The sequence below is a fragment of the Stenotrophomonas sp. VV52 genome (genome assembly GCF_002893095.1).
Lineage (GTDB): Bacteria > Pseudomonadota > Gammaproteobacteria > Xanthomonadales > Xanthomonadaceae > Stenotrophomonas > Stenotrophomonas aracearum.
On the sequence record NZ_PKQQ01000001.1, the window covers coordinates 412404 to 424232 of the forward strand.

Here is an 11829-nt window from a genome sequence, read left to right on the forward strand (position 1 = left end):
GAACCCGTCCATGGGGGCTGCTAGAAAACATCCATGTTTTCTAGCGTCCCTCCGGGGCTACCCGGCGGCCGCCCCCGATAGTGCGTCGGTTTGGGCGGTGGGCAACGGCAACGGCAACGACGCAGGGCGTCGCTCTACCGCGGGAGGGGGGCGTGGATGCCCGGTAGGGTTGGGTCCCAACCAACCGCACGCACACGCTCCGCGCCCGGTAACGCATTGCAATCAACCGAAACCGCTCTGTCGGGGCCGACCGGACGGCGGTGCCGGGCTCTGCCCGGCCTACTCGCGCCTCAACAAAAAACGGGGCGCCGGATCTACCGGCGCCCCGTCTGGGGTTCGCGCTTGCGTGGGGCCGATCAGATCGCCTTGGCCAGATCCGCCGCCAACCCGATGTACCCACCCGGGGTCAGCTCACGCAGGCCCTGCTTGGCGTCTTCCGGCAGGTCCAGAGACTCGACGAACGCCTTCATCGATTCGGCGGTGATGCCCTGGCCGCGGGTGAGGGCCTTGAGCTGTTCGTAGGGGTTGGGCAGGCCGTAACGGCGCATGACGGTCTGTACGGCTTCGGCCAGTACTTCCCAGGCGGCGTCGAGGTCGCCGTCGAGGCGCTCGGGATTGACGGTCAGCTTGCCCAGGCCCTTGGCCAGCGAGTCGAGGGCGACCTGGCTGTGGCCGAACGCGGTGCCGACCGCGCGCAGCACGGTGGAGTCGGTGAGGTCGCGCTGCCAGCGGCTGATCGGCAGCTTGGCACTGAAATGTTCGAACAGGGCGTTGGCGATGCCGAAGTTGCCTTCGGCATTTTCGAAGTCGATCGGGTTGACCTTGTGCGGCATGGTCGAGGAGCCGACTTCGCCTTCCTTGAGCTTCTGCTTGAAGTAGCCCAGCGAGATGTAGCCCCAGATGTCGCGGGCCAGGTCGATCAGGATGATGTTGGCGCGACGGGCGGCGTCGCCGATTTCGGCGATGTTGTCGTGCGGTTCGATCTGGGTGGTGTACGGGTTGAACACCAGGCCCAGGCTTTCGACGAAGCGCTTGGCGAAGGCCGGCCAGTTCACGTTGGGGTAGGCGATGGCGTGGGCGTTGTAGTTGCCGACGGCGCCGTTGATCTTGCCGGTCAGTTCGACCGCGGCGATCTGGCGGCGCTGGCGCTCGAGGCGGGCGACGACGTTGGCCACTTCCTTGCCAAGAGTGGTGGGCGAGGCGGTCTGGCCGTGGGTGCGCGAGAGCATGGGCTGTTCGGCCTGGGCGTGGGCCAGGGCGCGCAGGCTGGCGGCGATGCCGTCGAGCGAGGGCAGCAGCACTTCGCGGCGGGCCTGTTCGAGCATCAGGCCGTAGCTGAGGTTGTTGATGTCTTCGCTGGTGCAGGCGAAGTGGACGAACTCCAGGGCGGGGGCCAGTTCGGCGTCGTCCTTGAGCTGTTCCTTGATGAAGTACTCCACGGCCTTGACGTCGTGGTTGGTGGTGCGTTCGATCTCCTTCACCCGCGCGGCGTGGGCCGGGGCAAAGTCGTCAGCCAGGGCGCGCAGGCGGGCGGCGGCGCCGGCCGGGAACGGCGCCAGTTCGGCGATGCCGGCCTCGTTGGCCAGGGCCAGCAGCCATTCCACTTCGACCTTCACGCGGGCCTTGATCAGGCCGTACTCGGAGAAGATCGGGCGCAGCGCGTCGACCTTGCCGGCATAGCGGCCATCGAGCGGGGACAGGGCGAGCAGGGCGAATTCGGACATGGCGGGCGCAGGCAATGACGGCGGGGGCCGTCATTCTACGCTGCCCCGGGGTCCTCGTCGGCCTGTTCGGGCGCGCGGCGCACGGTGACGGCCTGGATCCGGTGGCCGGCCATGCGCTTGACCGTGAACAGCTGGCCATCGATCCGCACCTGTTCGCCCTCTTCGGGCAGGCGCTGCAACTGGTGCACGATCAGCCCGCCGACCGAGTTCAGGTGCTCGGGGGCGGCCAGGTCGCGGCCGAGCAGGCGCTCGAGGCGGAAGATGGAGGTGGAACCGGCCACCAGCAGGCTGCCGTCGGCGCCCCGGGTGGGGGCGTCGGTGACCACGTGCGGGTGTTCGTCTTCGATATCGCCGACGACAACCTCCAGCAGGTCTTCCAGGGTGAAGTAGCCCAGGATGCGGCCATGTTCCTCGACGCACAGGGCCATGTGCGTGGTGCCGGTGCGGAAGCGCTCGAGCACGGCGGTGACCGGGGTTTCCAGCGCGATCAGGTTGGCCGGGCGGAGCAGGGTGCGCAGGTCGTCGGTGGGGTTGCCGCGCGCGATTTCGACCAGCAGGTCCTTCATGTGCAGCACGCCCAGCACTTCTTCGCGGTCCGCGTCGAACCACGGGTAGCGGCTGTAGCGGCTTTCGGCGAATTCGGCCATGACCTCGGCCAGGCCCATGCCCTGGCGGAACACGCGCATGTGCTCGCGCGGCCGCATCAGGTCGCCGGCGACCAGCTCGGGCAGTTCCAGCGCATGGCTCATCAGGGTGAGGTCCTGGTCCGGCGCGTCGGCGCCGGGCTGCTGGCGGGCGACGATCAGCTTGAGTTCTTCGCGCGAGTAGCGGTGCGAGGTGTGCTCCACGTCGCCCCAGCCGGCCAGGCGCAGCAGCGCGTTGGCGCTGTGGTTGAGCAGCCAGATCGCCGGGAACATGGCCCAGTAGAACAGGTACAGGGGCGCGGCGGTCCACAGCGACATGGCTTCGGGACGACGGATCGCCATCGACTTCGGCGCAAGTTCGCCGAGCACGATGTGCAGGAACGAGATCAGGCTGAAGGCGATGATGAAGGCGGTGAGGCGGGCCGCGTCGGGGCCCATGCCCAGCGTGTCGAAAAGCGGCTGCAGCAGGTGGGCGAAGGCGGGCTCACCGACCCAGCCGAGGCCGAGCGAGGACAGGGTGATGCCGAGCTGGCAGGCCGAGAGATAGGCGTCCAGGTGCGAATGCACGTTGAGCAGCAGGCGGCCGCGCCAGCCGTGGCGGGCGGCCAGGCCGACGGCCTGGGTATGTCGCAGTTTGACCAGGGCGAACTCGGCGGCCACGAAGAAGCCGTTGAGTACGACCAGGAACAGGGCCAGCAGCAGGAGCAGGAGGTTGCCGACGATCATGCGCGGCGGCCCCGCGTGGCGGTGGGAATGTCGTTACAACAATGCGGGTCGTCGCCCATGGGAGAGAGGTGATGCCTGAATGAACACGAATCCCGAGTCTAGCCGAACCGGCGCGCGCTTGGGTTTCAATCCGGCTTGGGAGTATCGTGGGCGGAGCCGCCAGCCAGGGAATGAAGGCCCGTTGCCAGCCGCCGTTCCCTTTCCCCACTGAAAGAACCGCGGAGTGATGCAATGAGCAAGGGTTTCCGGACCGAGCATGACAGCATGGGCGAACTGCAGGTGCCTGCAGACGCGCTCTGGGGCGCGCAGACGCAGCGTGCGGTAGACAATTTCCCGGTCTCGGGCCAGCGCATGCCGCGCGGTTTCATCCGCGCGCTGGGGCTGGTGAAGGGGGCGGCGGCGGCGGTCAACGCCGAGCTGGGCCACCTGCCGAAGAACATCGCCAAGGCGATTGAGAGTGCGGCCGACGAAGTGGCCGATGGCGCGCATGACGCGCATTTCCCGATCGACATCTACCAGACCGGTTCGGGCACGTCGTCGAACATGAATGCCAACGAGGTGATCGCGACGCTGGCCAACCGTGCGGGCAAGGCGGGCAAGACGTCGGTGCATCCGAACGACCACGTGAACCAGGGCCAGAGTTCGAACGACGTGATTCCCACGGCGTTGCGGGTCTCGGCGTTGCTGGGCGTGCAGCAGCAGCTGCTGCCCGCACTGGTGCACCTGCGCAAGACCATCGACAAGCGCGGCCGGGCGTTGCGCAAGGTGGTCAAGACCGGGCGCACGCACCTGATGGATGCGATGCCGCTGACGTTCGAGCAGGAATTCGGTGCGTGGTCGGCGCAGTTGTCGTCGGCGCAGGAGCGGCTGGAAGACAGCCTGAAGCGGTTGCGCCGGCTGCCGCTGGGCGGCACCGCCATCGGCACGGGCATCAACGCGGACCCGCGCTTCGGTGAGCGGGTCGCCAAGCGCTTGAAGCAGCAGACGGGCGTGCGCTTCGACAGCGCAGAGAACAAGTTCGAGGGACTGGCGGCGCAGGACGATGCGGTGGAGCTGTCGGGCCAGCTCAATGCGCTGGCGGTGGCGTTGATCAAGATCGCCAACGACCTGCGCTGGATGAACGCCGGTCCGCTGGCGGGCCTGGGTGAGATCGAGCTCCCGGCGCTGCAGCCGGGCAGTTCGATCATGCCGGGCAAGGTCAATCCGGTGATTCCGGAGGCAACGGTCATGGTGTGCGCGCAGGTGATCGGCCACCACACGGCGATCACGGTGGCGGGCCAGACCGGCAATTTCCAGTTGAACGTGACGCTGCCATTGATCGCAGCCAACCTGCTGGACGGGATCGGCCTGCTGTCCAACATTTCGCGCCTGCTCGCCGACACCGCGATCGCCGGGCTCAAGGTGCGCGAAGACCGCGTACGCGAAGCGCTGGGCCGCAACCCGATCCTGGTAACCGCGCTCAACCCGATCATCGGGTACGAGAAGGCCGCCGCGATCGCCAAGCGCGCTTACAAGGAGCAGCGGCCAGTGCTGGAGGTTGCGAAGGAAGACAGTGGTCTTTCTGAGGCCGAGCTGCGTCGGTTGCTGGATCCTTCCGCGCTTACAGCCGGCGGGATTCAGGCAGGCGGCGGTGGTGGCGGGGGCTGATCTACTGCTCGAACGGCAGCGTCTCAATTGATACGTGCAGGGGCGGCCGCCGGGCAGCCCCGCTCCGGGACACGCCGTGAACCCGTCCATGGGGGCTGCTAGAAAACATCCATGTTTTCTAGCGTCCCTCCGGGGGCTACCCGTCGGCCGCCCCCATACAGGGTCGTGTGCGGTTGGGAACAGCGGACACGCATGGCGTGTCCCTACGCGGGTTCGAGACCGTGCGCTGGCCTGCTGGTAGGGTCGGTTCCCAAACGACTGCCGTGAAATCCTCCGCGCCCGGTAACGCATGGAAATGATCGGCCCTGCTTTTTTCCCGTGGCCACCGGCCAACTGTCAAAGGGTCGCCCGGTGTCGGTTTGCGGGGGACTCGGCGCCATGGATGGCGTCCGCGTAGCCTACACGGACGTACTTGCGGCGACCCCGCAAACCGGCACCGGGCGGCCCAAGCCAGGGGACGCCTTGCACCTGCGGCTGTTCGCCTGAATCCAACAGCAGCCGGGCAGGGCCCGGCTCTACCGGATCGCCAGCAATCCGTGGAGCCGGCCGGCGGCCGGCACTATGTGCATGAAAGCAAAGCGCGAGGCGTCAGCGCCGGTCTGCCATCAGGTTGTCGAACGTCTCGGTGTAGCCCTTGAACTCGGGAATGCGGGTCACGATGTCGGTCGGAATCGGCTGCATGCCCGGCGGCACCACGATCTTCACCGCGCGCTTGTCCGGGTCGTGCGGCGCGTCCACCAGCGTGTTCTGGCGCAGTACCTGCAGCTGGCCGAACATGTTCTGCAGCAGCGCCTGCTGGCTGGCGTCCAGCGGAATCTCGATCTCGTCCACCTTCATGTGGCCGTTCGGCAGGATGATCAGGTTCGGCGCCGGCGCCCGGCGCACCGTCACCATGCCATCGCTGACCGTGATCTTCGGCTTGCTGCGCTCCGCGCGGTGGTTGCGGTACTCCTGGTCGCAGCCGGTGGCGACAACGCAGAACAGGGCGAACAGCAGCAGGCACAGCTTCTTCATGGCGGGCGAACAACGAAAAAGGGGAGGACTAGTGTAGTCCTCCCCCCCGTCCCGGTGGCCTGGCTGCGACCGAACGTCGCAGGCGCCCGCCGTCAGCTGTGGCAGTCGTCGATGTCGCCCTGGTCCATCGTCGCGTACGGCTTGAAGGCCGGCAGCGCCGCCGCCAGCGCCTGCTGCTTGGCCAGCATCACCGGCAGCAGCCCGCACAGCTGCTTCGCGCTCGCCTCCATCTTGGCTGCCTCCGCGTTCACCCGCTCCTCGATGCCCTGCGTATCGCCCGAGAACACCCCCCGCAACGCCTCGCCGGCCGCCTTCACCCCCAGGCTCGCACCGGCCACCCCGATGTCCATGCCCGCACCGGCCAGCGCCTCGATCTGCTTGCGGTAGTCCAGCAGCAGCGCGCGCTGGTGCGCATCCACTGCCACCGCCTTGCCATTGATCAGCAGGTCCCCCTGCGGCGTGATCTCGGCCTCGTCCGACTGGTTGTTGGACACCTTGATGTTGCCCTGGGCCATTTCCACCCGGGCCTTGTCCGTAGCGTCCTTGACCTTCTTCCCGATCGAATCGGCGTCCACCATCGGCTTGCCCGTGGCCGGGTCCGTCCGGTTCGAATCGGCATTGCCGCACGCCGCCAGGGGCAGGCACAGCAGCAGCGTCGGCAGCAGCAGTCGAATCTTCATGTGCGTGTCTCCTTACTTGCCACGCGGCAGCTGGACGCGGCCGCGCACGTTGCTGTCATTGATATCGCCGCTGCCACTGTTGGCCACGGTCAGGTCGCCCCCCACGTCGCGCACCGTCACATCGCCCGAACCGTGACGGTCCACCGTGACGCTGCCGCCGACATCGCGGGCCTCGAAGTCGCCCGACCCGATGTTGCCCAGGCTCACGTTGCCCTTCACCTGGCGCAGGTCCACATCGCCCGACCCCACCGTCTTGATGGCGACGTTGCCGGTCACCCCGTCCAGGGTCAGGTCGCCCGAACCGATCGTGCCGACCGTGACGTTGCCGCGCAGGTTGCGGGCATCGAAATCGCCCGAGCCGATCGACAGCAGGTTCAGCGCACCCGCCCCGTCGAGTTCCACATCGCCCGAACCGATCGCCGCCGTGACCAGGCCCTTGATATCGCGCAGCTTGATGTCGCCCGAGCCCACGTCCGCACTCAACGAATGCGCCCCGGTCACCGACGCATCGCCCGAGCCTACCTTCATCTGGATCAGCACGTTGTCCGGAATCGTGCCGCGCAGGTCAAGGTAAGCGTAGCTGTTGCCGCTCATGTTGAACTTCAGACCCTGGTTCTCCCGGCGCAGGCGCACCACCAGCTTGTCGCCCACCTTCTCCTGGGTCACGGTCAGCTCCGGCAGCCAGTCGGCATTGGAAGCACAGGCCCGACCGCCCAGCTGGGCAGCGCCCGGGCCCGCCTGCAGCACCAGGTCGTGCTGGTTGACCTCGAACACCACCGCCTTGGCGCCGGCGACGTCGAGCTTGAGATCGCGCGGCGCGTTGAACTTGCACTGCGGCTCATCGGCCAGTGCGGTCAGCGGCAGCAACATCAGCGAAGCAATGGCAAGCGTGCGGATCATGGACGGTTCCTCGAAGCGGTGAGGGATCAGATTTCGCCGGCGCGGCGGCGCAGGCGGATGGCAATCACGATGAATACAGCGCCGGCAGCCGCGCCGATCCACAATTCCGGCAGGGCCAGCGCGGCCAGCTGGCTCGACGGCGACAGCGCCGCAGCGATGTTGTCGCTGTCGTGCATCACCGCCTGCAGCTGGTCCTGGCGGTAGAACAGGTCGCTGCCCGGCAGGGTGCCCAGCAGCAGGCGGCCCACGATGTGCTGCCAGAACCAGCCGCTGCTCATGTCGAACAGCTGCATCACCCGGGTGGTGCTGACGATGATCCCGGCAAACAGCGGCAGCATCACCGCCCACAGGAACGGCTTGGACTTGGCCAGCGCCGACCACATCAGCAGCCAGCCCACCGTCGGCAGTGCCCACAGCAGGTACACCGGCAGCCAGGCCAGGTGGCCGGCCAGGAACGCCAGCGGGCTGGCCGGGCCCCAGATCAGGGTCATCGGGTTGCCGCCGTGGGTCATCACGATCACCGACAGGATCGCCAGGAAGCCGAACATGGTCAGCACCGACGCGATCACCGCGATCACCGGGGCCACCAGCAGCGCGCTCAGCGCCTTGGACAGCACGGTCTGGGTGTCCGACAGCGGCAGCGACTTCCAGAACAGGATGCTGCGGTCGCGGCGGTCGTCATACAGCGCGCCCAGGCAGTAGAAGAACACCACGAAGGCCAGCACCACGAACGGCCACAGCGAGCTCAGTACCAGGGTCGCGTCCAGCGCATTGCCGAGGTCGGCCATGTTCTTGGCGTCCATGTGCTCGGTCAGCAGCTTCAGGTCCAGGCCGTTGATGTTGATCTTGGTGTTGTCCAGATGCAGGTCGCCGTTGGCGGCCGCACGGCGCAGGCCCCACAGGCCGATCAGGATCCCGATCAGGCTCATCACCAGCGAAATGCCGCCGGCGATCAGCGGCGCCCACAGGAAACCGCCGCGGTTTTCCCAGTACTCGCGCTTGAGCAGCCACTTGAAGGTGCTGGCCTTGCTGATCGGGTGGTAGTGGACGGTGTTCATGCGTAGGTTCCCTTCATGATGGCCACGAACAGATCCGCCAGCCCGGGGCTGCGGATTTCGCCAAGCGGCGTGAGCTGGGCGCGCGGTACCCCGTCGAACAGCAGTACGGTCTTGCCGAAGGGCAGGCTGCGCTCGTCGATCGGGCCCAGCGCACGGGCTGCCTCCAGCGTCTCGGCCGACACCAGCACTTCGGTGTAGCGCTCGCCGACCTCTTCCATGTCGGCGGTCAGCACGATGCGGCCGTCGCGGATGAACATCACGTCGGTGAGGATGTGCTCGATCTCTTCCACCTGGTGGGTGGTGACGATGATCGTCTTCTGCTCGTCGAAATAGTCTTCCAGCAGGCGCTGGTAGAACTCCTTGCGGTACAGGATGTCCAGGCCCAGGGTCGGTTCGTCCAGCACCAGCACCTTGGCGTCGATGGCCATCACCAGCGCCAGGTGCAGCTGCACGATCATGCCCTTGGACAGTTCGCGCACGCGCTGGCGCGGCTGCAGCTTGGTTGCCGCCAGGAAACGCTCGCAGCGGGCGCGGTCGAAGCGCGGGTGGACCCCGGCCACGAAGTCGATCGCATCGCGCACCTTCATCCAGCGCGGCAGCACCGCCACGTCGGCGATGAAGCACACATCATTCATCAGCGCGTTGCGCTGCACGGTCGGGTCCAGCCCGAGCACGCTCAGCTCGCCGTCCACCGTGGTCAGGCCCAACAGTGCCTTGAGCAGGGTGGTCTTGCCGGCGCCGTTGGGGCCGATCAGGCCGGTGATCCGGCCCGGGGCGATGGTGAAGCTGGTGTTGTCCAGCGCGAGGGTCTGCTTGTAGGCCTTGCGCAGGCCACGGGCGGAGATGACGACATCACTAGCAACGGCATTCATGAGGATTTCCCCTGGGGCAGCAATTCGTCGAGATGCAGGCCCAGGCGCTGGATGCGCTCCAGGACCAGCGGCCATTCTTCATTGAGGAAGCGGTCGCGCTCGCTGCTGCGCAGCTGGGTGGCGGCTTCCTCGGTCATGAACATGCCCAGGCCACGGCGCTTCTCGACCAGGCCTTCGTCGGCCAGTTCCTGGTAAGCGCGCGACACGGTGATGGGGTTGAGCTGGTACTCGGCGGCCACCTGTCGAACCGAGGGCAACGCATCGCCGGGCTTGATGATGCTGTCCAGCATCATGGCGATCACGCGTTCCTTCAGCTGACGGTAGATCGGAGCACCATCGCTCCATTGGATATCGCTCATGGTCAGCTCCGTGGGTTCAGCGACTGTGCGAATGAGAAGTAAGGCATGGACAGGGAGCTGTGCAGCCGGCGGGGAGGCGTGGGGGCGCCGTCGGCGGTCCCTGCCTTGATGACGCCTGCGTCCTGCGGGCCTTCAAACGCACCGGTGGCGATGTCGCCGCCACGGTCACCGGCGGGGATGCTGAACCAGCCCAGCAGCAGCAGCGCGGACGCGGCTGTAAGGGCTTTGGCGGAGTGGTGGCGCATGCGGTTCATGGGCTTCCCCTGCATCAGGTGACTGGTGTTGTATGCAACTATAACACCGACACGCCGATGTGCAATACCCGACACGCCCCAACTGATGGCAGGGGTATTACACAGTCTGAATGCGGAGCGCAAGTGGTTGATTCAATTCGTTAAATCTCCCCGTCACGACCTTCATTTCCATGGCCGTGCATTCAGCTGCGGGAGCAAAACCCCCGGTGATATAGTCCGCGTGCGCCCTGCACAGCAGGTTTTCCCGCTTCCATCCGGAGTTTTTGCGATGTCCCAGACGTCTCCCGTGCTGCCCCCGTACCCCGCTGTCCGCGCGCGTGCCCGCCGCTGGGGCGTGGGCCTGCTGCTGGTGGGCCTGCTGGGCAGCGCCTCGGCCCAGGCGGCCGACCTGCTCGACGTCGACTACCGGCCGCTGGCGGGCAAGTCGGAAGTGAACCTGGAGAAGACCTATGGCGGCAAGGTGCTGCTGGTGGTCAACACCGCCAGCAAGTGCGGCTACACCCCGCAGTACGAGGCCCTGGAGGCCCTGCAGAAGAAGTACGCCGCGCGCGGGTTCTCGGTGCTGGGCTTCCCGTCCAACGACTTCAAGGGGCAGGAACCGGGCAGCGAGAAGGAGATCCAGGAGTTCTGCACGCTCACCTACGGCGTGAAGTTCCCCATGTTCCAGAAGGTACAGGTCACCGGCCCGGAGGCCACGCCGCTGTACCAGCGCCTGACCGCCGCCACCAAGGTCGCACCGGGCTGGAACTTCCATAAGTACCTGATCGGGCGGGGCGGCAAGGTGGTCGCCCAGTTCCCCAGCAAGGTGACCCCGGACGACAAGGCGCTGGTTGCCGCGATCGAACGTGAGCTGTCTGTCACACCGGCGACGCACTGACAGCCTCGACATCTCGCACGTGCGTGCGACAATGCCGGATTCGCGCCGACGTCGGCGTCCAGTAACTTCCAGGAATGCAGCGAATGAAGATGGGAATGCGCGGCGCCGCGGCGTCGGTTCTGATTCTGGCGATGGGTGCCACCGGTACCGTGATGTCGCAACAACCGGCTGCAGGTGCAGCCGCAAAGGAGACTTCGACCTTGACCTCCCAACGTGAAAACGTCAGCTATGCCATCGGCATGGATGTCGCAAATTCGTTCGCCCCGATCGCCGACGAGATCGATCTGGCCGCCCTGCGCCGCGCAGTGAACAACGCCTTCGAAGGCAAGCAGCCGCTGATCACCCAGGAAGAAGCCCAGAAGACCGACCAGTCGCTGCGCATGGCCATGGCGGTCAAGAGCGGCCAGCCGGTGCCGGGCATGGCCCCGGGCACCCCGGCGCCGAAGGTGGACCGTGAGAAGGTCGGCCTGATGCTGGGCAGCTACGCCGTCGGCCCGTCGCTGGCGCCGCTGAAGACCGAGCTGGACCTGGACGTGCTGTTCGACGCGGTCAAGACCGCCTTCGCCAAGGGCACCCCGAAGCTGACCGCCGACCAGGCCAAGTCGACCCTGGAAGCCTTCATGGCCGCCAAGCAGGGTGAGATGCAGGCCAAGGAAGCCGCCAAGGCCGGTACCAATCGCACCGAAGGCAACAACTTCCTGGCGAAGAACAAGACCCAGCCGGGCGTGGTCACCACCGCGTCGGGCCTGCAGTACCAGGTGCTGCGTCCGGGTTCGGGCGAGCGCCCGATGCCGACCAGCAAGGTCCGCGTGAACTACGAAGGCAAGCTGCTCGACGGCACCGTCTTCGACAGCAGCTACACCCGTGGCGAGCCGATCGTGTTCGGCCTGGACCAGGTGGTCAAGGGCTGGTCGGAAGGCGTTGCACTGATGCCGGTCGGCGCCAAGTACCGCTTCTGGATCCCGGGCGAACTGGCCTACGGTGAGCAGGGCACGCCGGGCGGTCCGATCGGCCCGAACGCGACGCTGACCTTCGACGTCGAACTGCTGGACGTTCTTCCGTAATCGGAACTGG

12 protein-coding genes are annotated in these 11829 nt (G+C 66.7%); 3 read left to right on the forward strand and 9 right to left on the reverse strand.

What is annotated here, in order from left to right; all coding sequences use genetic code 11:
* Positions 1-356: 356 nt before the first annotated feature.
* Together purB and C2U58_RS04345 are read right to left on the reverse strand one after the other, a co-directional pair.
* Positions 357-1724: an adenylosuccinate lyase gene (gene purB, locus C2U58_RS04340; RefSeq protein ID WP_102944696.1), complete on the reverse strand. Its 1368-nt coding sequence runs from the start codon at positions 1722-1724 to the stop codon at positions 357-359.
* Positions 1725-1759: 35 nt separating this feature from the next.
* Positions 1760-3094: a hemolysin family protein gene (locus C2U58_RS04345; protein ID WP_102944697.1), complete on the reverse strand. Its 1335-nt coding sequence runs from the start codon at positions 3092-3094 to the stop codon at positions 1760-1762.
* Between the two features lie 231 nt (positions 3095-3325).
* Here C2U58_RS04345 and C2U58_RS04350 point away from each other — a divergent pair, with 231 nt between their 5' ends.
* Positions 3326-4741 (forward strand): class II fumarate hydratase, encoded by a 1416-nt coding sequence (locus C2U58_RS04350; RefSeq protein ID WP_102944698.1) that lies wholly within the window; start codon positions 3326-3328, stop codon positions 4739-4741.
* A 588-nt stretch (positions 4742-5329) separates the two neighbouring features.
* On the opposite strand, the gene C2U58_RS04355 is transcribed toward C2U58_RS04350, so the two are convergent.
* The 7 genes from C2U58_RS04355 to C2U58_RS04385 form a co-directional block, all read right to left on the reverse strand.
* A complete protein-coding gene (locus C2U58_RS04355) occupies positions 5330-5755 on the reverse strand; it encodes a hypothetical protein (RefSeq protein ID WP_102944699.1) in 426 nt (141 codons plus the stop codon).
* Positions 5756-5847: 92 nt separating this feature from the next.
* Positions 5848-6435 carry a DUF2884 family protein gene (locus tag C2U58_RS04360; RefSeq protein WP_102944700.1) on the reverse strand — a complete coding sequence of 196 codons (588 nt, stop codon included), beginning with the start codon at positions 6433-6435 and terminating at the stop codon, positions 5848-5850.
* Positions 6436-6447: 12 nt separating this feature from the next.
* A complete protein-coding gene (locus C2U58_RS04365; RefSeq protein ID WP_102944701.1) occupies positions 6448-7335 on the reverse strand; it encodes a DUF4097 family beta strand repeat-containing protein in 888 nt (295 codons plus the stop codon).
* Positions 7336-7361: 26 nt separating this feature from the next.
* Positions 7362-8393, reverse strand: a complete 1032-nt coding sequence (locus C2U58_RS04370) for a hypothetical protein (protein ID WP_102944702.1) — start codon at positions 8391-8393, stop codon at positions 7362-7364.
* Positions 8390-9265, reverse strand: a complete 876-nt coding sequence (locus tag C2U58_RS04375) for an ABC transporter ATP-binding protein (RefSeq protein ID WP_070209528.1) — start codon at positions 9263-9265, stop codon at positions 8390-8392. Before C2U58_RS04375 ends, C2U58_RS04370 begins: the two co-directional genes overlap by 4 nt.
* On the reverse strand, positions 9262-9624 hold the full coding sequence (locus tag C2U58_RS04380; protein ID WP_070209529.1) for a GntR family transcriptional regulator: 363 nt from the start codon (positions 9622-9624) through the stop codon (positions 9262-9264). The genes C2U58_RS04375 and C2U58_RS04380 overlap by 4 nt, the downstream gene beginning before the upstream one ends.
* A gap of 2 nt (positions 9625-9626) precedes the next feature.
* Positions 9627-9878 (reverse strand): hypothetical protein, encoded by a 252-nt coding sequence (locus C2U58_RS04385; RefSeq protein WP_102944703.1) that lies wholly within the window; start codon positions 9876-9878, stop codon positions 9627-9629.
* 268 nt (positions 9879-10146) lie between these two features.
* Here C2U58_RS04385 and C2U58_RS04390 point away from each other — a divergent pair, with 268 nt between their 5' ends.
* Both C2U58_RS04390 and C2U58_RS04395 read left to right on the forward strand, forming a co-directional pair.
* A complete protein-coding gene (locus tag C2U58_RS04390; protein ID WP_102944704.1) occupies positions 10147-10755 on the forward strand; it encodes a glutathione peroxidase in 609 nt (202 codons plus the stop codon).
* 83 nt (positions 10756-10838) lie between these two features.
* Positions 10839-11819 (forward strand): FKBP-type peptidyl-prolyl cis-trans isomerase, encoded by a 981-nt coding sequence (locus tag C2U58_RS04395; RefSeq protein ID WP_102944705.1) that lies wholly within the window; start codon positions 10839-10841, stop codon positions 11817-11819.
* The last annotated feature ends 10 nt before the right edge of the window (positions 11820-11829 follow it).